This is a genomic window from Paenisporosarcina sp. P4_B8 (genome assembly GCF_056402175.1).
The window spans coordinates 128,022-154,730 of the sequence record NZ_JBFUHX010000006.1 but is presented as its reverse complement, the minus strand read 5'-3'; the positions used below and the strand labels follow the sequence as shown (position 1 = coordinate 154,730).

29 protein-coding genes and 1 riboswitch are annotated in these 26,709 nt (G+C 39.9%); of the genes, 13 read left to right on the top strand and 16 right to left on the bottom strand.

Going from position 1 to position 26,709, the window contains the following annotated elements:
- Positions 1-600: 600 nt before the first annotated feature.
- Positions 601-1,449, top strand: a complete 849-nt coding sequence (gene ypfJ, locus AC1DSK_RS08145) for a KPN_02809 family neutral zinc metallopeptidase (RefSeq protein WP_477548211.1) — start codon at positions 601-603, stop codon at positions 1,447-1,449.
- Positions 1,450-1,488: 39 nt separating this feature from the next.
- Here ypfJ and AC1DSK_RS08140 read toward each other — a convergent pair whose 3' ends face one another.
- Positions 1,489-2,667: an MFS transporter gene (locus AC1DSK_RS08140; protein ID WP_477598161.1), complete on the bottom strand. Its 1,179-nt coding sequence runs from the start codon at positions 2,665-2,667 to the stop codon at positions 1,489-1,491.
- 83 nt (positions 2,668-2,750) lie between these two features.
- Between AC1DSK_RS08140 and AC1DSK_RS08135 the strand changes: the two genes are divergently transcribed.
- The 4 genes from AC1DSK_RS08135 (at position 2,751) to AC1DSK_RS08120 (ending at position 8,128) form a co-directional block, all read left to right on the top strand.
- Positions 2,751-3,131: an OsmC family protein gene (locus AC1DSK_RS08135; protein WP_477548213.1), complete on the top strand. Its 381-nt coding sequence runs from the start codon at positions 2,751-2,753 to the stop codon at positions 3,129-3,131.
- 329 nt (positions 3,132-3,460) lie between these two features.
- Positions 3,461-3,646, top strand: a complete 186-nt coding sequence (locus AC1DSK_RS08130) for an SE1561 family protein (RefSeq protein WP_016429246.1) — start codon at positions 3,461-3,463, stop codon at positions 3,644-3,646.
- Positions 3,647-4,527: 881 nt separating this feature from the next.
- Complete coding sequence (locus tag AC1DSK_RS08125; RefSeq protein WP_477548214.1) at positions 4,528-6,069, top strand: fumarate hydratase; 1,542 nt, start codon at positions 4,528-4,530, stop codon at positions 6,067-6,069.
- Between the two features lie 151 nt (positions 6,070-6,220).
- Positions 6,221-8,128, top strand: a complete 1,908-nt coding sequence (locus tag AC1DSK_RS08120) for a heavy metal translocating P-type ATPase (RefSeq protein WP_477548215.1) — start codon at positions 6,221-6,223, stop codon at positions 8,126-8,128.
- A 13-nt stretch (positions 8,129-8,141) separates the two neighbouring features.
- Here the strand turns inward: AC1DSK_RS08120 and AC1DSK_RS08115 are convergent, their stop codons facing one another.
- The gene (locus AC1DSK_RS08115; protein ID WP_477548216.1) at positions 8,142-9,119 is read right to left on the bottom strand and encodes a YihY/virulence factor BrkB family protein; all 978 of its coding nucleotides are present in this window, start codon (positions 9,117-9,119) and stop codon (positions 8,142-8,144) included.
- A 16-nt stretch (positions 9,120-9,135) separates the two neighbouring features.
- Positions 9,136-9,546, bottom strand: coding sequence for a YtxH domain-containing protein (locus tag AC1DSK_RS08110; protein ID WP_477548217.1), 411 nt, complete (start codon positions 9,544-9,546; stop codon positions 9,136-9,138).
- 143 nt (positions 9,547-9,689) lie between these two features.
- On the opposite strand from AC1DSK_RS08110, the gene AC1DSK_RS08105 reads away from it, so the two are divergent.
- Complete coding sequence (locus AC1DSK_RS08105) at positions 9,690-9,911, top strand: DUF1128 domain-containing protein (protein WP_477548218.1); 222 nt, start codon at positions 9,690-9,692, stop codon at positions 9,909-9,911.
- Between the two features lie 100 nt (positions 9,912-10,011).
- Here AC1DSK_RS08105 and AC1DSK_RS08100 read toward each other — a convergent pair whose 3' ends face one another.
- From AC1DSK_RS08100 to AC1DSK_RS08085, 4 genes are all read right to left on the bottom strand, one after another.
- On the bottom strand, positions 10,012-10,185 hold the full coding sequence (locus tag AC1DSK_RS08100) for a hypothetical protein (RefSeq protein ID WP_477548219.1): 174 nt from the start codon (positions 10,183-10,185) through the stop codon (positions 10,012-10,014).
- A 108-nt stretch (positions 10,186-10,293) separates the two neighbouring features.
- Positions 10,294-10,878, bottom strand: coding sequence for an acetylglutamate kinase (locus AC1DSK_RS08095; protein WP_477548220.1), 585 nt, complete (start codon positions 10,876-10,878; stop codon positions 10,294-10,296).
- Between the two features lie 246 nt (positions 10,879-11,124).
- Positions 11,125-12,045 carry a pseudouridine-5'-phosphate glycosidase gene (locus AC1DSK_RS08090; RefSeq protein WP_477548221.1) on the bottom strand — a complete coding sequence of 307 codons (921 nt, stop codon included), beginning with the start codon at positions 12,043-12,045 and terminating at the stop codon, positions 11,125-11,127.
- The gene (locus AC1DSK_RS08085) at positions 12,046-13,140 is read right to left on the bottom strand and encodes a carbohydrate kinase (RefSeq protein ID WP_477548222.1); all 1,095 of its coding nucleotides are present in this window, start codon (positions 13,138-13,140) and stop codon (positions 12,046-12,048) included.
- Positions 13,141-13,312: 172 nt separating this feature from the next.
- Here AC1DSK_RS08085 and AC1DSK_RS08080 point away from each other — a divergent pair, with 172 nt between their 5' ends.
- The 3 genes from AC1DSK_RS08080 to mreBH all read left to right on the top strand — a co-directional run bounded on the left by AC1DSK_RS08080 (position 13,313) and on the right by mreBH (position 16,042).
- Positions 13,313-14,545, top strand: a complete 1,233-nt coding sequence (locus tag AC1DSK_RS08080) for an aminopeptidase (RefSeq protein WP_477548223.1) — start codon at positions 13,313-13,315, stop codon at positions 14,543-14,545.
- A gap of 101 nt (positions 14,546-14,646) precedes the next feature.
- Entirely contained in the window at positions 14,647-14,787 is a 141-nt protein-coding gene (locus tag AC1DSK_RS08075; protein ID WP_016429257.1) for a hypothetical protein, read from the top strand.
- A 247-nt stretch (positions 14,788-15,034) separates the two neighbouring features.
- Positions 15,035-16,042 carry a rod-share determining protein MreBH gene (mreBH, locus tag AC1DSK_RS08070; RefSeq protein WP_016429258.1) on the top strand — a complete coding sequence of 336 codons (1,008 nt, stop codon included), beginning with the start codon at positions 15,035-15,037 and terminating at the stop codon, positions 16,040-16,042.
- On the opposite strand, the gene AC1DSK_RS08065 is transcribed toward mreBH, so the two are convergent.
- The gene (locus AC1DSK_RS08065) at positions 16,043-17,191 is read right to left on the bottom strand and encodes a nitric oxide synthase oxygenase (RefSeq protein ID WP_477548224.1); all 1,149 of its coding nucleotides are present in this window, start codon (positions 17,189-17,191) and stop codon (positions 16,043-16,045) included.
- A gap of 172 nt (positions 17,192-17,363) precedes the next feature.
- Here AC1DSK_RS08065 and AC1DSK_RS08060 point away from each other — a divergent pair, with 172 nt between their 5' ends.
- Entirely contained in the window at positions 17,364-17,912 is a 549-nt protein-coding gene (locus AC1DSK_RS08060; protein WP_477548225.1) for a beta-class carbonic anhydrase, read from the top strand.
- Positions 17,913-17,985: 73 nt separating this feature from the next.
- Here AC1DSK_RS08060 and AC1DSK_RS08055 read toward each other — a convergent pair whose 3' ends face one another.
- From AC1DSK_RS08055 to AC1DSK_RS08035, 5 genes are all read right to left on the bottom strand, one after another.
- Entirely contained in the window at positions 17,986-18,408 is a 423-nt protein-coding gene (locus AC1DSK_RS08055; RefSeq protein ID WP_477548226.1) for a DUF4395 domain-containing protein, read from the bottom strand.
- Between the two features lie 181 nt (positions 18,409-18,589).
- Positions 18,590-19,135 carry a GNAT family N-acetyltransferase gene (locus AC1DSK_RS08050; RefSeq protein ID WP_477548227.1) on the bottom strand — a complete coding sequence of 182 codons (546 nt, stop codon included), beginning with the start codon at positions 19,133-19,135 and terminating at the stop codon, positions 18,590-18,592.
- A 6-nt stretch (positions 19,136-19,141) separates the two neighbouring features.
- Complete coding sequence (locus AC1DSK_RS08045) at positions 19,142-20,944, bottom strand: M3 family oligoendopeptidase (RefSeq protein WP_477548228.1); 1,803 nt, start codon at positions 20,942-20,944, stop codon at positions 19,142-19,144.
- A gap of 51 nt (positions 20,945-20,995) precedes the next feature.
- A complete protein-coding gene (locus tag AC1DSK_RS08040; RefSeq protein WP_477548229.1) occupies positions 20,996-21,157 on the bottom strand; it encodes a hypothetical protein in 162 nt (53 codons plus the stop codon).
- The gene (locus AC1DSK_RS08035) at positions 21,129-21,323 is read right to left on the bottom strand and encodes a hypothetical protein (protein WP_477548230.1); all 195 of its coding nucleotides are present in this window, start codon (positions 21,321-21,323) and stop codon (positions 21,129-21,131) included. Before AC1DSK_RS08035 ends, AC1DSK_RS08040 begins: the two co-directional genes overlap by 29 nt.
- Before the next feature lie 109 nt (positions 21,324-21,432).
- Here AC1DSK_RS08035 and AC1DSK_RS08030 point away from each other — a divergent pair, with 109 nt between their 5' ends.
- Complete coding sequence (locus AC1DSK_RS08030) at positions 21,433-22,164, top strand: TspO/MBR family protein (protein ID WP_477548231.1); 732 nt, start codon at positions 21,433-21,435, stop codon at positions 22,162-22,164.
- Between the two features lie 20 nt (positions 22,165-22,184).
- Here the strand turns inward: AC1DSK_RS08030 and map are convergent, their stop codons facing one another.
- Both map and thiT read right to left on the bottom strand, forming a co-directional pair.
- Positions 22,185-22,934, bottom strand: coding sequence for a type I methionyl aminopeptidase (map, locus tag AC1DSK_RS08025; protein WP_477548232.1), 750 nt, complete (start codon positions 22,932-22,934; stop codon positions 22,185-22,187).
- A gap of 257 nt (positions 22,935-23,191) precedes the next feature.
- Positions 23,192-23,761: an energy-coupled thiamine transporter ThiT gene (thiT, locus tag AC1DSK_RS08020; protein ID WP_477548233.1), complete on the bottom strand. Its 570-nt coding sequence runs from the start codon at positions 23,759-23,761 to the stop codon at positions 23,192-23,194.
- Between the two features lie 96 nt (positions 23,762-23,857).
- Positions 23,858-23,962: riboswitch (TPP riboswitch) on the bottom strand.
- A 135-nt stretch (positions 23,963-24,097) separates the two neighbouring features.
- On the opposite strand from thiT, the gene AC1DSK_RS08015 reads away from it, so the two are divergent.
- Positions 24,098-25,168 (top strand): M20 family metallopeptidase, encoded by a 1,071-nt coding sequence (locus tag AC1DSK_RS08015; RefSeq protein ID WP_477548234.1) that lies wholly within the window; start codon positions 24,098-24,100, stop codon positions 25,166-25,168.
- A 58-nt stretch (positions 25,169-25,226) separates the two neighbouring features.
- Positions 25,227-25,580 carry a magnetosome magnetite crystal formation protein family gene (locus AC1DSK_RS08010; RefSeq protein WP_016429268.1) on the top strand — a complete coding sequence of 118 codons (354 nt, stop codon included), beginning with the start codon at positions 25,227-25,229 and terminating at the stop codon, positions 25,578-25,580.
- 217 nt (positions 25,581-25,797) lie between these two features.
- Here AC1DSK_RS08010 and AC1DSK_RS08005 read toward each other — a convergent pair whose 3' ends face one another.
- Positions 25,798-26,703, bottom strand: a complete 906-nt coding sequence (locus AC1DSK_RS08005) for an SGNH/GDSL hydrolase family protein (protein WP_477548235.1) — start codon at positions 26,701-26,703, stop codon at positions 25,798-25,800.
- Positions 26,704-26,709 lie beyond the last annotated feature (6 nt).

Here is a 26,709-nt window from a genome sequence, read left to right as displayed (position 1 = left end):
TAGCTTGTTTCGTTTTTCCGCAGGAGTCTTCAGAAATAGCCAACCACCTCCCAACTTAAGTATTTTGCAGAGACACGCTTACAGAAGCAATTTCTTTTGATTGGAGTGGAGGCGGCGACTTCAGCGGGAATAGCACGAGCTGAAGACCCCGCAGGAACGTAGTGACGAGGAGACTGAAGCCGTGCCCGCGAAACGCGTCCGCCGCAATGGAAATCAACATTTTCTTGCATAGGCTCTTTTTCAATATTATACAGTTATATTCACTCATTTTTTTGTTTGTCTACAGTCTGTAAGGTCAAAGGTAGTTTGACCTTATTCTTTGCGACGAGTAACCGCAGGAGCAACACTTTCGAAGAATGAGACCCACAAGTATGTGGTTTTCATTCTTGTTGGCTCATGCGGAACGGCTCAAGTAAATGTACGATAAACACTAGAATCATTTAATATAGCCTCATAATAAATAAAAATTTCTGGCATGCTCAATTTGGGCATGCTTTTTCTTTTTGTTTAATATCAAGGATTATTATTTTTAATTCTAGGGAATAAAGACAATAAGTTACTACGAATATAAAGCTAAATTGGATAGACGGAGGAATTGCTATGAAGTGGAGAGGTCGGGGACAAAGTGCAAACGTAGAAGATCGCAGAGGGATGGGTGCTGGTGGAATAGGAATTGCCGGCGGTGGAATTGGTCTTGTCATTGTCATTATTGTGACGCTAATCGGTGGCGGTGGTCCCGGTGATATTTTGAATAATATACAAGGCACTGATACGAACCAAGCAGGTCAATACGAAGAAACCGAACAAGAAAAAGAACTGGCGGATTTCGTTTCAGTTGTCCTGGCAGACACCGAAACTGTATGGAGCGAGCTTTTCAAAGAAAAAGGATCGGAATATCAGGAACCGGTCATGGTCTTGTATAACGGTCAAGTCCAATCCGCTTGTGGAGCAGCAGGCTCAGCCGTAGGACCATTTTATTGTCCAGGCGATTATAAACTCTATATTGATTTAAGCTTTTATGAAGAATTGAATAAAAAATTCCAAGCTCCTGGTGACTTTGCAATGGCCTATGTTATTGCCCATGAAGTTGGTCACCACGTGCAAACACTCTTAGGTACAAATAAGGAAGTAATGGCACTTCGTAATAAAATGAGTGAAGAAGAGTTCAATCAATATTTAATACGTCTGGAGTTGCAAGCTGACTATTATGCTGGCGTTTTCGCCCATTATGCAGAAGGCCAAGGCTACTTAGAAGTAGGCGATATTGAAGAAGCGATTACTGCTGCAAGTGCAGTAGGTGATGATAATATTCAAAAGAAAACGCAAGGATACGTCGTACCGGAAAGTTTTACGCATGGTACTTCTGAGCAACGCATGCGTTGGTTCAAAAAAGGATATGAAGCGGGAACAATTGAAGACGGTGATACTTTTAAAGAAAAAAATCTATAACGACCTCTCATAACTGAAAACAGCATGTCCCATCGAATCTTAACTCGATTGGACATGCTGTTTTTTGGGCTTCAACAAGCTTAACAAACTTAAGGTCAATAAAAACAACGAAATAAGCCATAAAAAACTGAAGTCTTCAAAGTATTCCAGAAACACACCGCCCAAAAATGGTCCGGTCAAGCTGCCGATACTAAAGAAAATGCCGCATAGTAAATTTCCTGATGGCAATAAAGCTTTAGGCGTCAAATCCGCCATGTAAGAAATCCCAAGAGAAAATGTTGACCCTACGAACAAACCAGCGAGTAGAAATGCACCGATAAGTGTCCAAACATTATTCTCTAACATGGCTGCCAAACTAAAAGAGAACGCGCCTCCAAACAACGAAAATAATACGACTTTCTTTCTGCCGATTCGATCACTTAGAGCACCTAATGGTAACTGCGAAAGGATTCCGCCTGTTGAAAATGCAGCTAATATAATGGAAACCATAGACACATTGACATCATTTCGCAACGCGTAGACTGGGAAAATGGCATGTAAGCTGGACTCCAAAAATCCGTAACTAAACGGAGGGATAAAAGCTACCCAAGCAAATCCAATGGTTGCCCCAAAACGTGCCCATGTCCCTCGCATTGTGGATGTTTCATGCATATGCCCAGGAAAATCATTATCTACAAAAAATATGAGTGACCAAGCGGACATACATAAAATCCCCGATATGATAAACGGCAAGCCTTCGTAAATATAAACAAGTGGCAAAAATAAAGGACCTGCTGCGAAACCAATTCCGAATGACAGTCCGTACAATGCGATATTGCGCCCTAAGCGTTCTTGTGGCGAAAAGCTTGTAATCCATGTCTGAGTCGAAAAATGAAGTGCATGGTCTCCTATTCCAATGAACAATCGCAAAATAAACCAAAAAACAACACTTTTCCATAGTGGAAATAACAGCAATGATACAAAAACCAACATCCCTCCGATGAGGATTATTGGCTTATAACCAAATCTTCGAAGTGGCTGTTCCATAAATGGAGAAATTAAAAGCGTTCCGATATATAACCCTGTTGCGTTCAAACCGTTCAATGAAGAAGAAAGTCCATCTTGTTCGAAAATTACAGATATGAGTGGCAACAGCATTCCTTGCGAGAATCCAGATATCGAAACAATGACCACTAAAATCCAAAATCTTCTTTTTTCTAAGGATGTAAACTGATTCATGAAGGACCTCCTGCGTACGGGTTGAAATTATATTCATTTCAACCAAGTTTCGGTACAATTCTATCATAAAGGAGGGATTCGCGTTGAAATATGTGATGACAGAACATGGATTAGAAACAGAGTTGGAGTTTGGTAAATTAACGATTTCAGGAGATGAAACAAAAGGATTCAGACCTTACCAATTAATTGTTTCGTCCCTTGTAGGATGTAGTGGCGGCGTTCTTCGAAAAGTATGTGAGAAGATGCGTATGCCGATTGAGGATATGGAAATTGAAGTATTGGAAGTTTCGCGCAACCCTGAAGAAGCAAATCGACTCGAAAAAGTGCACATCCATTTCAAATTAAGAGGTCAACTCGAGGAAGCGAAAGTTGAAAAAGCAATGATTCTGACGAAGAAAAATTGTTCTATGGTCCGTTCTGTAGACCAATCAATTGAAGTCGTAGAAACGTTCGAACTTATTTAGACATTGATGAAGGCTCAGTCGATGATCTGCGAACAGATGATTGGCTGAGCCTTCTAAATATCACTAATATCCAATTGAGTATCCATATATCGATTCACGGCTATTGTGCCGGTGAAATGTTCGAACCCCCTCCTTCTAACTGATTGATTGGTTTCGACTATTCACTACGGCCTCCCCTCTCTTGTTGAAGTAAATTAACTTTAACATGTTAATTAACTTTTGTAAATATTCAAAATACATTTAATATTAAAATATTTCGTAAGTCCTACTGACAGTTGAAAAATCATTGCATATGGGCTACGATGTATGTGTAAAGCGAGGTGGCTCACATGGGCAAGTCAATTTCAAACAAAGACCAACAAGTCACATACTTAAAAGAACGTCTTCACATTTTCTTAGAAGTATTAGATTCAATTGAACCAGAAACGACTGAACTTGAAGACATTGATCGCTTGATTGCGATGATGGATGACTTAGAAGAAAAGATGGAACAATTTAAAAACCGTCCTGAATGAACACATGGAGAGTGCCTATTTATATGGGTGCTCTCTTTTTTATGTTCCAAATTCTATTTTATTTTAGCTCTGTTAAATGGTGTGGTTGTTTATCGTACATTTGCGTTTGCCGCACGTTCCGCATGAGCCCAACAAGTATGAAAACCACATACTTGCGGTCTCATTCTTCGAAAGTGCTGCTCCTGCGGTTACTCGTCGCAAAGAATATAGTCAAACTACCTTTGACCATATTCTTTCTTTCCGGCCAGCTAGGCGCAAATGCACTCTTCATAATATCAACAACATTATTTAATAGGGTATTCTAGAGTCTGTTAATCATATTGTTAAAGTAAAGGAATCTGCGCTAAAAACATCTGCTCCTGCGGTTACTCGTCGCAAAGAATAGGGCCAAATTAATTTTGGACCTATTCTTTCCTGCGGAAAAACGGGCTGGAAAGACCCCGCAGTGAACGAGTTGTGCATTTGATTTTGCACAACTCGTTTGCGACGAAGCTAGCGAAGCGATGCAGGAGCAGAAGTTTTTCATACGAGCGAGGAGGCTTGCCAGTTCGTCCGCGGAAAGGGCGCAGATTCCTTTTTTGTAAAATCAACCGTGAAAGTTCAAAGCGGTTAGTTCGAATGAAATTTTAAGCTCTGAAATGTTTTTTGACTAATTGCAGACCATTTCTGTCGGTTCGCAAGTGATTTATGTCCAGTCAGAGGCGGTTTATAACCCTCTGCAATGGTTTTACGTCCATCCAAATCTCTTTCTGTCCATTCGCATCCAACTTCTCCTTACCCTCCTCCTCCTTTCGACATCCATTCCTTTTTTTAGCCAACTGAAAAGAGTATAATGGAGAGTGGAATTATGACTAAGCAATGTATGAGAGGGGTCAACACACATGTACTTAGAAACATTGGAAAAAAGCATATATGACTTAATTACAGAAACGTCGACAAACTTACCGAAAGATGTGCGTCGTGCAGTCCGAAAAGCTAAGGCGGCAGAAAATGCGGGCACTCGTGCTGCGATGAGTTTGGATACAATCACCAACAATATTCAAATGGCTGACGAAAATGTCTCCCCTATCTGTCAGGATACTGGGTTGCCTACTTTTAAAATCAAAACACCAATTGGGGTTAACCAACTTGAAATAAAAGCTGCAATCAAACGTGCGATGGTGACTGCTACGAAAACTGGTAAACTGCGTCCTAATGCAGTAGATTCATTGACTGGTGAAAACAGTGGTGATAACTTGGGCGAAGGTGTACCAGTTGTGAAGTTTGAGCAATGGGAAAAAGATTACATAGAAATGAAGCTTATCCTTAAAGGTGGCGGATGTGAAAATAAAAACATTCAGTACAGCCTCCCTGCACAACTTGAAGGAATCGGTAAAGCAGGACGTGACCTGGATGGCATTCGCAAATGTATTCTTCACTCGGTCTATCAAGCACAAGGTCAAGGTTGTTCAGCAGGATTCATTGGTGTAGGAATTGGTGGCGACCGTGCTTCCGGATATGACTTAGCCAAAGAACAACTATTCCGCTCTGTGGATGACGTGAACCCAAACGCGCAACTCGCTGAACTTGAAGAATACATTGTAGAAAAAGCGAATACACTTGGCATTGGCACGATGGGCTTTGGTGGGGAAGCTACTTTACTAGGTTGTAAGATTGGTGTCATGCACCGTATTCCGGCAAGTTTCTTTGTTTCCGTAGCTTACAACTGTTGGGCTTACCGTCGATTGGCGATCAACATTAACCCTGCGACTGGTGAAATCAATGAATGGCAATATCAAGAAGGCGAAAAAGTTGAGTTTAAAGACTCAGGTACAGATCAATCTGCTGAAGAAGCAACATCTCGCATTGTCGAACTGCGTGCACCAATCAGCGAAGAAGAGATTCGCCAATTAAAAGTCGGAGATGTCGTAAAAATCAGCGGGATGATGTATACAGGACGTGACGCGATTCATAAATATTTATCCGAAAATGATGCACCAATAGACTTGAATGGTCAAATCATTTATCACTGTGGTCCGGTTGTTTTGAAAGATGACGAAGGCAAATGGCATATTAAAGCGGCTGGTCCGACTACATCCATTCGTGAAGAGCCTTACCAAGGCGACATCATGAAAAAATTCGGCATTCGTGCGGTTATGGGTAAAGGCGGCATGGGACCAAAAACACTGGAAGCACTTAATGAACACGGCGGAGTATATTTAAATGCAATTGGTGGAGCTGCTCAATACTATGCGGATTGTATAAAAGATGTTGAGGGCGTGGATTTAATGCAATTTGGTATCCCTGAAGCGATGTGGCATTTGCGCGTTGAAGACTTCACGGCGGTCGTTACAATGGATTCTCACGGCAATAGCTTACATGCAGATGTAGATAGATCATCTCTTGAAAAATTAGCCCAATACAGTGTGCCTGTCTATAAGTAATTCAATAGATTGCCTGTTTAAAAACTTCTATGTTATAATGATTATAAATTAATAAAAATTCTAATAAATGCTGGTATTCCCTTTGGGAGTGCCAGCTTTTCGTACATTTTAGGGACTGTGATTTTGATTTTCATTATCAGGAGGAATGTAAATGAGAGCAAAAGAGAAAAATATTTCACCGACAATGTTCAGTCGCATCAAACCACATGCCGAATTGATTTCAGCACTATTATCAGGTGTATTAATTGTAATCGCTTGGCTGATCGGAAAAGGCGAGGAAAGCTCCTTATCCATTTCTATCTATTTAATCGCTTTTCTAATTGGCGGTTACGCCAAGGCGAAGGAAGGCATTTTACACACAGTGCACAACAAAGAATTAAACGTTGAATTACTGATGATTTTTGCCGCAATTGGCTCATCCATTATTGGCTATTGGACGGAAGGTGCTGTCCTAATTTTCATTTTTGCACTAAGTGGGGCTTTGGAAACTTACACGATGAATAAAAGCCAACGCGAATTATCAGCGTTAATGAAGTTACAACCAGAGGAAGCATGGCTGCTGGATGAAACCGGGCAATCAAAGCGTGTCGCTGTAGAGGAGTTGCAAATAGGAAACCGCCTGCTTGTAAAACCGGGTGAACGCATTCCCGTAGATAGCACTATCGTGAGCGGTAATACTTTGGTAGATGAAGCTGCAATCAGTGGGGAATCCATTCCTGTATCAAAACAACCAGGCGACCATTTATTTGCCGGTACTGTTAATTTAAATGGTGTCATGACAATTGAAATGAACAAGTTAAGCAGTGAATCGCTCGTACAAAAAATTATCGAACTTGTGCAATCGGCGCAAAGTGAAAAATCACCGGCGCAACAATTTATAGAGAAGTTTGAGAGCAGGTACGTCAAGATTGTTCTAATCTCGGTAGGCATCATGATGTTTCTCCCCCACTTCCTAATTGGCTGGGACTGGACGACGACATTTTACCGGGCGATGGTACTACTCGTAGTAGCATCTCCTTGTGCACTCGTTGCATCGATTATGCCAGCAACTCTTTCAGCCATTTCAAATGGTGCCAAAAATGGATTATTGTTCAAAGGCGGCGTTCATTTAGAAAATGTGGGTTCCATGAAAGCAATTGCACTTGATAAAACGGGCACGCTCTCTCAAGGAAAGCCCGAAGTGACTGATTTCATCGTTCGTGAAGGCATAGATGAAACCTCAGTTCTGACAAACTGGGCAAGTATTGAATCGCAATCAACGCATCCACTTGCACAGGCAATTACTAAATTTGCGGTTAATCAAGGGATTGTCACTTCACCTATTTCGAATATGAAAGATGTTCCCGGTTGGGGGATACATGCAACGATTGGAACGACACAATGGAAAGTTGGAAAACCGAGTTACGTAGGAACAGATGCAGCCATGGCGTTTCATGATGGCATAGCTTCTAAATTGACTGAACAAGGAAAGACAGTCGTATTCGCAGCAGATAACGATGGGATCATTGCCATTGCTGCACTAAGAGACCAAATTCGACCTGAAGCAAAAGAAGCTATTGCTTTACTTCGTGAATCAGGTGTCTATACGATTATGCTGACAGGCGACAATGAACAAACTGCAAAAGTAATTGCTGAAGAAGCTGGCGTGGATCAATACATTGCCGAATGCTTGCCAGAGACAAAATTGAGCCATATGAAAGAACTACTTTTGAAATACGAAAATGTTGGGATGGTTGGCGACGGCATAAATGATGCCCCTGCTTTGGCAACTGCAACGATTGGAATTGCTATGGGTGAAGGGACGGATGTGGCATTGGAAACTGCAGATGTCGTCCTCATGAAAAATGAATTGTCTAGAATCAATTATGCTGTCCGCTTGTCTCGTAAAATGAATCGGATTGTTAAGCAAAATGTATTTTTCTCCATTACCGTTATTGTCATTTTAATCATCAGCAATTTCTTTCAAGTGATAAATTTACCTTTGGGGGTCATTGGCCATGAGGGCAGTACGATTCTAGTAATCTTGAACAGTTTACGTCTACTGAATCGGAACATATAAAAAGCAGGAGCGTCTATACGACAGCTCCTGCTTTTTTCATGGCCAGCTTTTCTTTTCGTTCCTGCATCACGGCATTGATTTGTCCCCCAACTATCAAGATGGTTCCGGAAAAATAAAGCCACATCATCAACACTATGATTCCACCAATACTTCCATATGTAGCTGAGTAATTGGCAAGGCTATTAACATATAATGAGAATCCAAGGGAAACAACGATCCATCCTAGTGTTGCAAAGATTGCGCCAGGAATTACACTTTTCAAATACAACTTGCGATTTGGGGCAATCCAGTATAACAACATAAAGACGATAAAAATCATGACAGGTGGAATGGTCCATCTTATATTATTCCATACTTCCAAAAATCCTTGTTCATATCCGAGATAAGAGAATATGAAAGTACCAATTTGTTCGCCAAATACCGGCAATACAAGTGCAATTACAAATAGCATAATGAGCAATAAAGTGAAAATAACGGATATACCTCTTGCGATGAAGAAAGGTCTTGTTTCTACCAAATCATATGAACGGTTAAATGATTTTATCAATGCGTTCATCCCATTCGATGCAGACCAAATGGTAGCAAGAATCCCGATTGATAATAAACTACCGTTGCGGTTATTGAGCACTTCATTCAAAGTGCCATCAATCAGCGTGTATACTTCATCAGGTGCATATGTACGCAAAATATTAAAGAGTTGATCCTCCTGCAAACTCAAATACGGCAACAAGGTCACCAAAAAAATCAGCAAAGGGAATAGCGATAATAAAAAGAAGAACGCAAGTTGTGCCCCTAAGCCTGTTACGTCCACATGTTGAATGCGAGCAATTAATTCTTGAAAGAATCCTTTTGATGATGTGACATCAAAAGGATGCTTAGGTTCTTTATTTTTTTTCTTAAAATGCATTAATTTCAGCTTACTTAAAAAATTCTCAGACGACTTGGGTTTTTGACTGCCTCTAGGTTGAATTGGATTATCTTCGTTAGCCATGCCATCGTTCCCTTCCTTAAGAGAAATATTTCTCTTCGTATACATGCTCAGGTAAAACTGGCATAGTGAATTCATCTTCATCGTCTTTTACAATGATTTTGTACTCTTCTTTAGAGTGTTCGAATGCTTCTTTTGTATCTGTTACCAACGTTTTCACTTGTGGTGTCAAGGTTTTCAGTTCTTTCACTTTCCCTGATAAATATTGAGCATCTTGGGATACCTGAGTATAAACCGTCTGTAGAACTTCTGCTTTTTCCTGTAATTTCATTATCAGGTCATCACGGTTTTTTGAGTAATATTTCACGTCAGAAGATACCGTTTTCAATTTATATTTAACCTCTTCACGTGTCGCACGATCAAATAAACTGATTCCCGCTCCTGCCAATGCTCCAACAACCATGCCTTTAAATAATTTGCTTTCCTTCATATAAAAACCTCCTAAGTAGTAATAATCATTGTGCTTTAATATACCCAACTCTTTCTTTATTAAAACAATATGTGAATTGGATTTGACAATCTTTCGGTCCCATGAAATGATTAACCATATCGTCCGAAAGGCAGGAATCCCAAATGAACTTGACTCAACCTTCACAAGAAAATGTGGAATACATGATTGAACAAATAAAAGAAAAACTTCGTATGGTCAATGTAGATGCCATGAAATCTGAGCATTTTGATGACTCTCAGTATGAAGATTTACACTATTTGTATGCCATGGTCATGAAGCGTGATTCATTCAGTCCAAGCGAAATGCAAGCCATCGCATCAGAGTTAGGTTCATTACGTAAATAATTATTTTAAAAAATTAGCGAACTTTTTTAGCCGGTAAAAGAACCTCTAGTCATGTTGACTAGAGGTCTTTTTTAAATTGCACAGCAAACCAACTGCCTTCTCATGATGTTAAATTAACGTCCGTTCGCCATTGCTCCAATTGCTCTTTTTGAGGCAATGGATGTATATTTTCGAATGAATGGAAGAAACTATTGAAAGCCGCTACACGCACTAGCTTCAAAGCAAGCGTTAAGCCACCAATGCCGCCACCAGTGATAAAAACATCCGTCTTCACGCTCATCCCCTCCGTACTATTAAGTTCCTCAATTACTGATCGACAAAACTTTTAAGTATATAAAAAAACACCATTCAAATTTGAATAGTGTTCATAGACTTATCATTATCAATAACAAGGAGGGCAGGAAAACTGGGCGACGATGGCTTCAGAAATTTCGTCTGCCATATGGAGTGCCTGTAATTCGTACAGATCAAATGTGTTGATTGAAGCTGTATAATTTTTTTGAAGCTCATAAGTCGTTACTGCTTTTAGTAACTCCAAATGTTTATACATCATTTCCTGCATTTCATGTTTTGTGATAAAAGGATTGATCATACTCCAAAATTCAGCAATGTCATCTGCATTGGCGTACCACTTTTTATTAATGGTTTCAAAACTTTTCGTATCTCCCGCTTTTGCCGCTTTCACCAGATCGGCTGCAAGTACCAAATGTTCCTTAATCAACTCACTGTAACGGTCTCCCGCTTCCTTTCCGTAATAAGGCACGAGTGCATCTCCCATCTCAGGGGCGTTTCGTAATAATCGCGCCAGCACCATATCCAGGTTGGGTGAATCGTTTATCAATGCAATCACCGCTGCTCTTGTCCAGTATACATGCTGTGACCAAAGTAAACGCATCGTATTACGCAGTTCCAGTTCTGCACGACTGAGACATGGATTAAGAGGGGCGACGTATTGATTCGAATACATTTCATTACCTCCTATTGTTTATCTATGTATCGTATTCCGTATAAGCAATCGACGTTCGCGTTTCTGCAAAAAATAATTAATAGAAGGAATTTAAAATTTGTCGTTTATTTCGGTTCAAATGGGTTTCTTCCTGTAGAAAGTCGGTCGTCACCCGTGTATTCCCTCTCAAACTCTCTCCATTCCCTTTCACACATTTTCTTCCACTAAACATAAAAAAGCCTTCGCAAGGAAGGCTTCTCTAGGAAATTACACATTCATTAAATTTTGATACGCTACGGCAATGCCGGTACCAACAACTGCATTATGTTTAACCAAGGCAATATTTGCTTCCAAACTCTTGCCTTCCGTTAATTCTTTCACTTTTCCAAGTAAAAATGGCGTGACGTTTTTTCCAGCAATGCCGTTTTCGTCTGCTTCTGCCAATGCTTTTTCAATAATCTCAGTAATAAAGGACTCTTCCATTGCATCTTCTTCACGAATTGGATTGGCGATGACTGCTCCACCCTTCAGATTCAATGTCCATTTTGCTCTCAGCATTTCAGCTACTGTTTGTGCATCATCCGCACGGAAATTCACTGCAAATGGACTCGTTCGCGTATAGAATGCCGGTAAAGAATCCGTTTGATACCCAACAACTGGTACACCTTTCGTCTCCAAATATTCCAGCGTGAGGCCTATATCCAAAATCGATTTTGCACCTGCACAAATGACCGCCACATTCGTTTGTGCCAATTCTTCCAAATCTGCTGAAATGTCCATCGTTGTTTCAGCACCACGATGTACGCCGCCGATTCCTCCTGTAACGAATACATGAATACCTGCTAAATCAGCACAAATCATGGTCGCCGCTACTGTTGTTGCACCTTTTTGTTTAGTTGCCAATAAGTATGGCAAGTCACGACGTGATGCCTTGGCTACGTCTGGACTGTTTCCAAGCACTTCTAATTCTTCATCAGTTAAGCCGATTTTGATTTGACCGTCCAATATGGCAATCGTTGCTGGTACTGCTCCATTGTCACGAATCAGTTGTTCTACTTCTTTTGCCGTAATTACGTTTTGTGGGTACGGCATCCCGTGAGAAATGATAGTCGATTCCAGAGCGACGACTGCTTTACCTGTCTCCAGTGCTTCTTTTACCTCGGTTGAATAAGATATGTATTGTTTCATTTATAATTCCTCCATTTCTTGTATTAAACGTGTTGCTGATAGTTCAGTTCTTACCGTGTAAGGAGATGCTAATGTTTTGGAAGCATTCATCAGACCCGCTTGAATCGATTGAGGTAGTGATAAACCTTCCAACCAACTATGTAGCGTTGCCCCAACAAAGGCATCACCAGCTCCAGTGACATCTTCTAATGAAGAAGCTTTTACGGCCGGCATGTGACGTACACCGTCTTCAGCGGAACCAAAATAAACTCCATTGCTTCCAGTAGTAATGACTGCATACTTTGCACCTTTAGCTAAAAGTTCCACTACCGCTTCATGATATTCCTCATTCGTTTTAATCGTCTTTTTCAAATACATTTCGGCTTCATCTAGGTTACATAAGACCCAAGTGACACCATGTAGTTCATCGGGCATGCGATTCATTTTAGGTGAGGAAACAGGCACTATTGCCAATGGAATTTGATTGTCAAAAGCAAATCGTTGGATATACTGTACCGTTTCTTTCGGACAGTTTAAGTCAATAACAATAAGTGTTGAACCACTTAACAGCATTTCATAGGTTTGTAGATAGGCAGGTGTCAATTCTTCATACACGTCCATATTGGCAATAGCCAGAACCAACTCCCCTGACGGATCCAGGATTGCTGAGTAAGAACCCGTAGTGTGATTTGGAAGCTGCTCGATGGATTGCAAGTTCATAAAGCTTTGCGAAGCTGTTTCGATTGTATGCCAATCTGCGTCTTTACCTGCAGTTGTAAAAAGACGCACTTTATGTCCTAAGCGTCCTAAATTTTCAGCGATATTCCGTGAAACACCACCTACACTTTCAATCGCATTCGCTGGATTCGATGTTCCCAGTTGAACATTTTGTTGCAGATGGAATTTACGGTCAACGTTTGCGCCACCAATACAATGAATTTCCCGTTCTTCATGCAAGACATACGCTCTTCCCGCAATCTTTCCTTGTTTCATTAATCCTGAAATTAAATTAGCTAACGCGGGTCTTGAAATGTTCAATGTTTCCGCCATTTCTTTTTGGGTCAAAAATGGATTTTGGCGAATCATATCAATAATCGCCTGTTCTTTTTCATTCATCACATCACCTCTTTAAACATTTGTTTATAATATAAACTTTTGTGAGAGCGATTACAATACTAAATTTTCGAAATACCAAACTATTCTTTCCTATTACGAATGTTGCAATTGATTTACTGCTTTGAATATTGCTACTATAGAAGCAGACTGGACGAAAAAGGAGAATTTAGAAATGACATCATTTAATGAGAAATTAACGAAGTACGCTGAGTTAGCTGTCAAAGTCGGCGTTAACATTCAGCCTGGACAAAGTTTATACATTACAGCATCAATTGATAATCCGGAATTTGTACGTTTATTAACTAAAACAGCCTATGAAGTGGGCGCAAAACAAGTTTATGTGGACTGGACGGACGACGTCATTACCCGCACAAAATTCGAAATGGCTCCAAGTGCTTCTTTCGAGGAATTCCCAGCATGGAAAATTCAAGAACGTGAACAGCTTGCGGATCAAGGTGCAGCGTTCATGAATGTGATATCTTCAAGCCCTGATTTACTTAAAGGAATTGAGTCTTCCCGTATTGCTGCATTCCAAAAAGCTGCTGGAACCGCTTTATCGAAATATCGTCAATACGTTCAATCGGACAAAATCAGTTGGACAGTAATTGCAGCTCCTTCTAAAGCTTGGGCAGCGAAATTGTTCCCTGACGTTGCTGAAGATGAGCAAATTTCTGCATTATGGGAAGCAATTTTTAAAGCTGTGCGTGCAGATGTTGACTCTCCTATCGAAGCATGGAAAAAACACGATGAAACTCTTCATGCAAAAGTGGATTATTTAAACGAAAAAAAATATCACAAGTTACACTACACTGCACCGGGTACTGATCTTACAATTGAACTTCCTAAAGGCCATTTATGGTGTGGGGCTGGAAGCGTAAACGAAAAAGGCGATTCTTTCATGGCAAACATGCCAACTGAAGAAGTATTTACAGTTCCTTTGAAAACTGGTGTGGATGGAGTTGTTGTTAGCTCTAAACCTTTAAGCTACGGTGGAAACATTATTGACGATTTCAAAATCACGTTTGAAAAAGGACGCATTGTGAAAGTGGAAGCTGCAGAAGGACAAGAAGTATTACAACAATTGGTGGATACGGATGAAGGAGCGAAGTATTTAGGAGAAGTTGCATTGGTACCTCACCACTCCCCTATCTCTGAATCTGGATTACTTTTCTACAACACTCTGTATGATGAAAATGCGTCAAACCACCTTGCAATCGGAAGCGCTTATGCATTCTGTTTAGACGGCGGCAAAAAGATGTCTCAAGAAGAACTCGCTGAGAACGGCTTAAACCAAAGCATTACACACGTGGACTTCATGATTGGTTCTGAGCAAATGGACATTGATGGAATTTTGGAAGACGGTTCTCGTGAAGCGATATTCCGTGCAGGTAACTGGGCGTTTTAATGAACAATTTTCGACAATTGGTAAAATACCTTCAAGAATGCACTTTCCTCCTGTATACTGATAACTATTGAACAAATAGGTTAGTAGAAAGGAGAGTTCTCATGACTTTCGGGATTATAATTGTTATTGGCTTTATGATTATTATTGGGATAACTGGTCAATTCGTTATGCATTTCTTGGGTAGAGCTTTAGTTTCTCATGACGCAGAAATAATCGATCCAAAACCTAATACAAAGTATTAATCATATAAAGCAATCGTCCACAGACGATTGCTTTTTGTTATGATTTAACTTTTCGTTTACATTTACACTACACGAGTATAACGATAATGTGACAAAATCCTACAAGATACTTAATTCCCCCCTCCTCTCTATACCTTATGTCACAGGAAATTCTGCAACATTTGACAACTCCCATTAAGTACCATATGGTTTATGCACTAAAATCCTCTATACTTATGAAGCAAACCGTTTTAAGGGAGGAATCTGCATGTTTTCAGGTATTGATTTGGGGATTGATTTAGGAACAGCTAATATCCTTGTATATACAAAAAATAAAGGCATTATTTTAAATGAACCATCGGTAGTAGCGGTGGATACAAAAACTAGACAAGTTGTCGCATTTGGTGAAGAAGCGAAGAGTATGATCGGTAAAACACCAGGCTCGATTACAGTTATTCGACCATTGAAAGATGGCGTCATTGCTGATTTTGATGTAACGACAGATATGTTGCGTATGGTCATGAAAAAAGTAGGCAAAAAAATGGGCAGCTCTGTCCGTAAACCGAACGTTATGGTATGTACACCATCTGGCGCTACTTCAGTGGAACGTCGAGCTATTCATGATGCTGTGAAAAATAGTGGCGCTAAAGAAGTACATTTGATTGAAGAACCTGTAGCAGCTGCGATTGGCGCAGACCTGCCTGTCAGCGAACCAATTGCAAGTGTCATTGTTGATATCGGTGGGGGAACCACTGAAGTTGGGATTATTTCATTCGGTGGCGTTGTATCATCAAATACAGTAAAAGTTGCGGGAGACCGTATGGATGAAGACATTATTCATTTTGTCCGTAAACAATTCAATGTGTTAATCGGTGAACGCACAGCTGAAAGAATTAAAATGGAAGTCGGGTACGCCTTGATTCCACATACAGTGGAAACAATGGAAGTGCGTGGCCGTGACGTCATGACAGGCCTTCCAAAAACTATTACAATCAGTTCTGTAGAAGTTCAAGAGACTTTGAAAGAATCGTTACTTTCTATTTTGGAAGCAATTCGTGCAACTCTTGAAAGCTGTCCTCCAGAACTATCTGGTGACATTGTTGACCAAGGTGTTGTATTGACTGGTGGCGGTGCCCTATTAAAAGGCATGCAAGAATGGTTATCTAACGAGATTTCCGTACCAGTTCATATTGCCCCTCAACCACTTGAGTCTGTAGCAATCGGTACAGGTCGTTCATTAGTGATGATGGATAAAATACAAAAAGTTGCCCGCTAATCAAAAATGATAGGGGCAACCTTGTGAGCGGGATGATTCTGTCATCTCGCTCATTTTTTTATATAATGGTGGTCGTTTTTGTTTGATAAAGTTCGGCGACAATTCCTCGTTCATAATTCCTTGATGAAAGATTGGAGTCAATGCCGGCGACACCGGTGGAATGAGCCACGTCCAATCCCCCTTTACTTCTCTATGTTGCTTTTCTTCTTTATCACGAAACGTTTGAAATTGCTGTGCGGCTGTATAATGGTCGACAATCTGGACTCCAGCCTTTTTATACGATGCATACACTGCATGTTGAAGTTCCACTAGGGCTCTGTCCCTCCAGAACGTTGTCGTACTTGATGTATCAAGCTCCAACTGTTCTGCGACATCTCTCAATCGATTGTAACGATAAGAATCCACTAAATTTCTTGCTGCGATTTCAGTCTCCATATACCATCCGTTAAAAGGAGCGGGATAGCGTAATCCGCCAATTTCCAAGTATCGATCCGAAATGATTGGCACCGCATACCATTTCAGATTAAGTGGTATCCAGTTTTGATGAACGGGATGATTGATTTCCACTTCAAGTATCTCTTCTTTATTTAATGGAACCATTATTGGATTCCCTTCATCCCATTGAAAAATCACGGGCAATAAATCGTACGGACCGCCCTCACCTTCCCAACCAAGATTTTGGGCAATTTTTGTTATCTCAATCGAAGCTGGATCACCTACAACATCACCTGATTCCAATTTGTACCCTGCATAGCGGATCAACTGATGACTCCACAATTGCACTTTTTGCGGTTCATTTTGTTTAAGTGGCGGAAAAATAGTAATCGTAGATCTAATTTTACCTGTATTTGTTGCGTGTTGAATATGTTGATGAAGATATCCGGCTACTCCATCAGACGACTCCACATCTCTTGCATCTAAAACATCGAGACTTTCCCAAAACAACCGTCCAATGCATTTCGTACTATTTCGCCAAGCAAGCTTTGCACCATACGTTATTTCCTCCAGTGTATGTGTATAGGTTCCAGTCGCTCTTATTTCACTTTCTACACAACGCTGACGGTCATTTACCACTTCCATTGAAAGTCCATTCTCTTCTCCATATTGAAAAATAAATTTAGCTGCCTCTTCAAGCAATGAATGGTTCATGTTTTTCATCCTTTATGTTTCTTTATCCTTATAGTGTAGTTAATATTTCTATTCTACACAAAGGATTATCGGTACACATTACCTTGTTTTTAAGGAATGTGACTTAAAAGTGGCGAATCCCTATAAAAATCATCTACAATAAGAAAGGAAATTACTTAGGAGGAACTGATAAATGTCTTTATTAAACGAAATTCTTTCTTTTAACCAAAAGTTCGTAGCTGAAAGACAATACGAAGAATTCATTACAACAAAATTTCCGGACAAAAAAATAGTTATCTTAACATGTATGGATGCCCGGTTATTTGAATTATTACCGAAGGCAATGAACTTTAAAAACGGTGATGTGAAAATTGTAAAAAGCGCCGGTGCTGTAATTAACCATCCATTCGGTGGCATCATGCGCAGTTTACTTGTAGCTGTATATGAATTGAATGCAGAAGAAATTTACATAATCGGTCATTACGACTGTGGGATGAGTGCCATCAAACCAGATGTCATGCTGCAGAAAATGATTGATCGGGGAATTGCTCAAGAAACAATCGATATGCTGAGCTATTCGGGTGTGGAATTGAACGAATGGCTGCGTGGCTTTGAAGATGTGAGTGAAAGTGTCAGACATAGTGTGGATATGGTAAAAAATCATCCCCTAATGGTCAAAGATTTTCCAGTTCACGGTTTGGTCATTGATCCCGCAACAGGCAGACTTACACTTGTGGAATAAGAAACATAAAAAAACTGCACCCCAATTGTTAGTGTGTCTAACAATTGGGGTGCAGTTCATGTTGGGCTCTTTTTTACTGTTCTGCTGATTTTTTGCGTCGATAATTCCATTGTTGGTATTTGAAACGAATGAAGCATCCGATACAAAATCCCATAATAGCTACCAATGCTGCTAATCCCACCATAACAGTTGCAATGTTAAACAAAATACTCCAATTCATAAAGAAACTAATCGTCGCAATTAATAAAAACCCAACGGCCAACCATTGGTTAAATTGTAGCTGGTCATAATCTTCTTGGGCATATTCATTTGTTGGCTTAGTTAAAAATTTCTTAACTATGGCTAAAACAGGATTGAATCCTGTAAATAAACTTAAAAGACATGAAACTAAAGGAATCAATAACATCCACGCGGATTGTGTAATAAGCGAAATAACTACTGATATGACAATTGTCCATTGATTCGCCATCACAAGAGGCTTCGGAATTGTTTTCACATTAAAACCTACTATTCTTATTGGATTTCATTTTATTATATGATTGAGTTGAAAATATGTAAACATATCAACCTATAATATCTAATATTTCCCGGGAAATCGACATAAAAAAACTGGTTTCTCAATTGAGAAACCAGCCATTCATCATTTTACGCCATTTCCGCCAAGCGGCCTTGCCTTTTCAATAATCATTTTCTAAAATTGCATAAATGTAATGATCTTCCCATTCACCATTAATGAATAGTAGCTGTCTTAACAAGCCTTCTTTTTGCATTTTTGCTTTTTCTAAGACACGCATTGAACCAACATTACGCGGAGAAACATATGCTTCAATGCGGTGTAACCCTATAACTTCCATTCCATACTTGACCAGAAGCTGAACCGCCTCTGTCGCAACCCCTTTGCCCACATTCAATTCATCTATAGAATATCCAATGAAAGCACTTGAAAAAGGTAGGCGTTTAATACTGTACATAGAAATATGACCAATTAGTTCCCTCGACTGTCTATCATAAATGCCGAAGCTGAATTCGCGTTGGTTCTTCATATGGTGAAGTGATTCTAGAATCTTTTCTCTTTGTACTGCTACGGTAAAGTATGAATCCTGATGCCTTGGTTCATAAATTGACCAATAATGTCGGTTCTTAAATACTAGATTGGTGAGATCTGAAGCATCATTTTCTTCTAATGTTCGTAAAAAACAAGTTTGGCCGTCCAGTAAAATCATTGAAAATCACCCTTTAGATGAAGTTAACGATAGAAAGTCTTCCACATCTTTAATACATAGTGCTATGCCTTTTTCCCAGAACGCATGTTGAGTGATATCTTCTCCTAAATGCTTCATTGCTAAATCTTCAACAGACATGATTGCCGTATCTTGAAGTAGTGAGATATACTTTTCTTCGAAACTGCAGCCTTCTTCAATTGCTTTCGCATAAATGCTTAAGCTGAATAAATAACCGAATGTGTAAGGGAAATTATAGAATGGTACATGTGTGATATAGAAATGCAGTTTTGATGCCCAGAAATGCGGATGAACTTCACCCAATCCATCTCCAAATGCTTCACGTTGCGCTTCTTCCATCAATGTATTTAAGCGTGCAGCAGAAACAATTCCTTTTTTATGCTCCTCATAAAAACGAGTTTCAAATAAAAATCGTGCATGAATGTTCATGAAGAATGCGACACTTCGTTGAATCTTATCTTCAAGCAATGCCAATTTTTCATCAGCTGTTGATGCTTCTTTTACCGCTGCATCAGCTACAATCATTTCAGCAAATGTAGAAGCAGTTTCTGCAACTCCCATTGCATATTGACGATTCATCCAATGTACAGGACGAAGTGCATATGAATGGAAAGCATGACCAAGTTCATGTGCCAATGTTGCAACGTTGGACATCGTTCCACTATATGTCATAAAAATACGGGACTGCTGTGATAGAGGCATACCAGTACAGAAACCACCTGGTCGTTTATTAGGGCGGTCTTCTGCCTCAATCCATTCATCTTCAAATGCCTGTCGTGAGAATTTCTCAAGCTCCGGACCGAATTTGCCGAAGTGTTTTAAAATGAACTCTGCACCTTCCTGGTATGACACTTTCTGAGTAGATTCAGTTACTGGCGCGTCTAAATCGTACCAATGCATGGCATCTGCTCCTACCAGCTCAGCCTTACGCTTTAAATATTCTACAAATGGAGCTTTATGCGCGCTGATTGCGCCCCACATAGCATCCAATGTTTGCTGTTTCATTCGATTTATTTGCAATGGTTCTTTTAATATTGAATCCCAGCCACGTTTTTTGTAAACGGCCAAGCGGAATCCAGCCATATGGTTCAATGTTTTAGCAAAGAACTCTTCTTTATCTGTCCATGCTTGTTCTAATGCTTCAAACGATTCTTTTCGAACTTTTGCATCCGGATGAGAACTTAAGTTACTCGCTTGTCCTACAGAGAACTCTTTTTCTTCTCCGTCCACTGTGACACGAACTTTCACGTCACCAACCAATAAATCGTATAGTTGACCCCATCCATGATAGCCGTCCACCCCAAGAGCGGTAATCATATCTTCTTCTTTTTCAGAAAGTAATTCCTTCGCTTCATCTCGCCATTCGTTTAGAACAAAAGCAAATTCTTTTAATTGATCGGCCTTCATTAAAGCAGTCCAAACAGTTTCCTCAGTTTTTGATAACTGTTGTTGAACAACGAGCATGGATGAAGAAAAACGAGCACCTAAAGAGCCGATTTCCCCTTGCAATAAGTTCGCATGTTTATCAGTAGTATCTTGAGCTAAATAACAACCAACAACTGCTCCAGCTTGTGTTAAATTTTCAGCAACTTGTTTAGTTTCTTCAATAATAGAAGAAATTTTAGTAGCGTCTGATTCCCCTGTTGGAACAACAAAGGATGATAAAGTTTGCTCAAAAGTATCAAGTTTACTTGCTAAAGCATCCAGATGTTCACGAAGTTCAGGAGATGAGCTTCCTCCCTTAAAAAAAACGTCCAAGTCCCAAACTTCAGCATACGTCTTTGTAGTCAATTTCTTTCCCCCATGTCTTTCTAAATTTTCCGAAAATACTACGCTATTATATCATGCTTCTTCGCCTTGCGAAACATCGTTCTGTAGTTTTGCAATGGGTATGCCTTTTTCTATGCACACTTGCATAATATGTTCCAGAATTCTTTTTAAAACAACCGTGCGTGCATATTTCTTATTATTCGCTTCAACGATAATCCACGGAGCCTGTTCCATATGCCGCAACCATTCCTTCAAAAACCAGAATCAAGCCCACTTTTTGGTTGTATAAATATTGTTGAACGTTTAACATTTCGTATTGGAGCTGTTTTAATTCTTTCTTATAATCTTTCTTGTTCTCATATTGTTGATTCATTTGTAAATCATTTAAACGAACGTGCATCCAGAGACCTCCAATCTCTCTTAAACTTCATTTTAAAGGAATTTTTGGTAAATAGAAATTTGTTGTTGCTTTGGACTGACGTTATACTAATATATAGGAGGTGAATGCTGTGGTTCGTTTCGCACTAATGGTCATCGCACTGATTGGTGTGATTACTTTCAATGCATTGGCAAATATTTTACCAATTAACAATCAAACAACTGGTGAAATTTCCAATCGTCTTCCTGTACTATTTACACCGGCCGGCTATGTATTTTCAATTTGGTCCGTTATTTATGTATTGATGATCATTTGGTTGATAGGCATGTGGAAGAAGAGTAAAGATATAGACGCTACCTATATAAAGCGCTCAAATCTGTTTATCATCAGTTGCATTTTTAATGTGGCATGGATTTATTTATGGCATTATGAATATTTCTTATTTACGGTTGTCGTGATGATTGCATTCCTAATTACACTAATTTTACTTTATCGTACTTATCCAGTATCCGATAACCTTCTTACTGGTCGCTTACCAATATCAATTTATTTGGGATGGATCAGTGTTGCAACGATTACGAATATTAGTTATGTCCTAACTCTATATCAGTGGAATGGATGGGGATTGAGTGACCCCCTGTGGGCAGTCATCATGATGACTGTTGGAACAGCACTCGCACTACATATTCGTTTCCACCATTTTGATATCGCATATGTATTTGTCTTTATTTGGGCTTATATCGGAATTGCGGTCCGAAATGGTTTCGAAGAACTTCTTGTCTCTACAGCTGCTCTTTTCTTATGTGCAGTCATGCTAGCGGGCATCCTATTTATTAAAAAAAGACCAACTGCGCGTTCATAGCAGTTGGTCTTTCGCATTATTTAATCGATTTTCGTAATAAGAATTGGCGCATCTTTAGTAACGATGACCGTATGTTCAATCTGTGCAACTAATGATTTATCCGGAGTCAAGAAAGTCCAACCGTCACCAGACTCCACGATATGTTCCGCTTTTTCTGAAATGAACGGCTCAACTGCCAAAACCATACCTTCTTTTAAGATGGTAGGTTCCCATGCATCAAAGTAATTCAAAATATGCTGGGGTGCTTCATGAAGAGATTTTCCGATACCATGTCCAGTTAAGTTCATAATGACAGTTAATCCATTTTGCTTCGCTTCACGTTCCACCGCTTTGCCGATTTGATTTAACCGAGCACCAGCCTTTACTTTCAACATTGCACGGTTAAATGCACTTTCAGCTACTGTACATAGCTTTTCTTTCTTCGCGTAGCCTTCACCCACTACAAATGAAATTCCCGTATCTGCGAAATAGCCATTAAATGATCCGGATACGTCGATGTTCACTAGGTCTCCATCTTTGATGACACGTGAACCGGGAATGCCATGAGCAACTTCTTCATTGACACTGATGCATGTAAATCCAGGGAAATCGTATTCCCCTTTAGGACCAGAAATAGCTCCTTTTTCTTTAAACATACGGCCAGCGATCTCATCAAGTTCTTTTGTCGTGACACCTGGTTTTGTTGCATCTCGCATTACATCGCGAATTTCTGCAACGATGCGACCGATAGTTTTTAACGACTCAAAGTCTTCAGTAGTTTTTGCAATCATATTCGTTAAACCCTTTCTTCCTCAAATTATCTACCCCATACTATACCACAAGAAAAGATGCTTTCCCATTTACCAAAATCATTCTGAACATTTGGTAAACCTCTAGTAAAGTATGCGCGATAGAGGAATTGCGTCATCGGCCGAATTTTAAAAACAACCCATACAGGGTTTATACATGGTTTTTGTTCATTCAAAACCAATTCTGTCCATTTGCTACAAACATAGATGATTCCACTCAATAAAGACACACCTATAAATCAAACATTATTGCGATGTTCAATAAGACGTGGTGCAGCAACGAAAATGATGGAGCACACAATTGCTGTCAAAATAATGGAAGGAATCATATAACCGCCGTTATATACGAGCGAATAAATCCAAACGTTCTTGCCTTCTGCAGCTTCTGAAAAGAAAATAACTCCTGCGATTACATGTGTAAAGAACCGGAAGAGCCCACCAAAAACAGCTCCCAATACGATATAAGTAATCATTTTTCCTTTACGCTGCTCATTTTTTGCTTGTATTACTTTATGTCTGACAAGTGCTGCTAAGCCAACAACTGTGAACGCAACGAAATAATCCAGGAAACCTTGGGCAGGATATAAAATATAAGCTCTTCCCGCTAAAATTTGAAGGACCCCAATAATCAGACCCGTGCTCAAACCTCCCGCAAGCCCCCATCGAATAGCCATCAATACGATTGGTACCATGACAAGACTAATAGATCCGCCCTGGAACCATAAGTTAATAGAAAGCATATCCAATACCAATCCGATTCCTGCAAAAATAGCCACTTCAATTAATAATAACAACTTACTTCGATTCATCTTTCTTCCTCCTTTTGCGATGTACTGCAAATCGCATGTCAGGGTGAAAAAAACCATAAAAAAACGACCTCAGGGACAGAGCCTGACGTCGTTGGAGTCGGTTTCTATCCACATCCCTGCGCAAGCATTAACTTACAGGTTCAAAGGGTTAGAACGTTCCTCGCTCACTCTCAGCCATTACAGGCTCCCCTTGTGGTAAATACATCTAATTTTGATATTACGGGTTAATTGTAACTAAAGAGGGAAAGAGAAGCAAGAGGGTTTCGTTTGTTCTGTGACTTTTGGAACAGCTGTATGTATACTGAATATAAAAATTTAATGAGGATGTGAAGTTATATGATCGAGTTATTGAAAAATTTGGTAGCAATTAAAAGTGATACAGAAGAAGGTGCCAACGAAGCACTTCGATTTTGTTCAAAATGGCTCGATAGTCATGAAATAACACATGAAGTTCTTGAAAATGAAGGCCGATTGATGATTCACGCTGAAATCGGACAAGGTCTCACAACCATCGTATGGAATGGCCATGTGGATGTAGTACCTGGAAAAATCGAGCAATTCAATCCCGTTATCGAAGGCGACCGCTTGTATGGTCGTGGATCCGCAGATATGAAAGCTGGAGTGGCAGCCATGATGGAAGCGTTCCGACGTACTTATTCTGCAAGGGAAGAACTTAAGCAACGCATTGTTTTACATATTGTAACGGATGAAGAAACGGGTGGAAGTAAAACATCCGGTCATCTTGTAGAAATTGGTCGCTCAGGTGACTTTGTCATTTGCGGAGAACCAACTCACCTGAAACTTAGTGTTCAATCGAAAGGAATTCTGCATGCGGATGTCACTTTATTCGGAAAAGCTGCCCACGGATCCCGTCCATGGGAAGGAACGAATGCCATTGAAGCAGCCTTTAAATTTAATGAACAATTAAAGACACTACCATTTACGAAAGCAAGCAATCCATATTACGAATATCCTTCCATTAACTTGGCTAAAATCCAGGCGGGCGATCGATATAATGTCGTACCTGATGAATGCCTAGTTAACTACGATATTCGCTTTGTGCCAGGACAAAAATGGGAAGATATTATTGAAGAAATGACTGAACTTGCTCAATCTATTAACCCCAAAAACATTGTCAAACCTGGCGGTAAAACACCCGCCATTACAACTACCGAAGATAATGCTTTTGTTCAATCTCTTGCTGGTGTTATAGCACAAGTAACACAAAAAGAGGCTGTGTTATTCGGGCAGCATGGAGCTGCGGATACACGTTACTATGCAAAAACTGGTGCTGGAGCAATTGAGTTCGGACCAAGCGGAGACGACTGGCACGGACCAGGAGAGTATGTATTGATATCATCCGTTGAGCAATATGCAGACATTTTAACGAAATATGCATTGATTTGAAACCTCTATTAATGTTGTAACGTATTAAATGGCAGTAAGCATTAAAGGAGGAGTATTAATGGATAATCAACGTATATTATCCGCTTTGTGTTATTTCAGTATTTTATTCGCTCCATTCTTATTGCCATTAATCGTATATTTCGTTTCACCGACAGCTGAGGTTAAGTATCATGCGAAACGCTCTCTTCTGTCACACTTGATTCCCGTGGTGCTCGGAATTGTCGGGTTCATTGTATTAGTGATTGGTTCAATCGCAGTATTCAGCACGACAGTTGATGGCACTGTAGAGCCTAGCACATCATTTAACTTCCTGACTGCAGGACTTCCTTTCTTGTTTATTGCAGTGTACGGTATTCTTTATCTTATTGTACTGATCTGGAATATCATCCAAGGAATTAAAGTACTGCAATAGGTTTACCTTAGGCTCTTTACGGGAATTAAATTAATATTCAATACTGACAGGAGCGATACACATGAGAATCGGTAACTTAGTTAAGACAGCTGTAAAGTTTGCGCCAATTATTATTCCAATCGTAAAAAAAGTATTGGATTCAAGAAACCGCTCCACAACAACAACATATCCACGCAAATAAAAAGTTGGAACTCATTAATCTGAGTTCCAACTTTTTTTATATCATCGTTTTCATTTCAGATACGGCAATATAATCTTTATCCAAAAATGATGATGGCAGTGCGGCAGATTCATCACCAGCTACCGTTGCCTTTGCTCCTTGACGGTCTTTCATAATCTGTTCGAAGCTCAGTGGATTTGCAGGAGGAATCTCCCCTGCCAATACCTGCATACCACCTTTAGCATAGACATTGAAAAAGCTGTTAGCCATGGCTCTATATCCTTCAGCATTCGGATGCACATCAGCAGGGTTCGGTACTTTGCCAGTGGCTTGATCTCCAAATGCAGTTTCCACAGATACAAATTTCACACCCGCTTCTTTTGCCACGTTTGCCAAAATTTGATTCAATCGATTCAGTTGTTTCGCAGTACCGACTTTTTGTGAGTCACGGGCATGCGGATAGGCAAAATAATACCCCATTACATACACTTCCGCTTTTGGTGCAATCTTTTTCAGCTCTGTAAGCATGGTCTTCATATTCTTTCGTACATTGTTCAAAGAATAGTCTGCTGGGATTTGCTGAAATGACAGTGAGCCTGATTTTGGATCTGATTTTATTAATCTCAGAAGATCGTTTGCTCCAGCAGATATCGTGATGAGATTTGCATTTTGTAGCAAAGATTTTGCTTCTTTCGATTGGACTCGCTTCAACACATCAGTGCTCGTAAATCCTGGGAACGCCAAATCTTTTGAGTAGAAGGCCAGTGGTTGATTTCTCGCAATTTCTTGGGCAATTAAATCACTGTAACCAGTATCAATTCCACGTGTCGGGGTTTGACCAGCCGCAAGTGAGTCACCGAGAGCCACATAAGAAACTGGTCCAATTACTTGAGCGCTTGTCTGTAATGGCACTAAAAACAGGCCCAGACTGAACAACACGACAGTTAGTTTTTTGATAATCATGACATC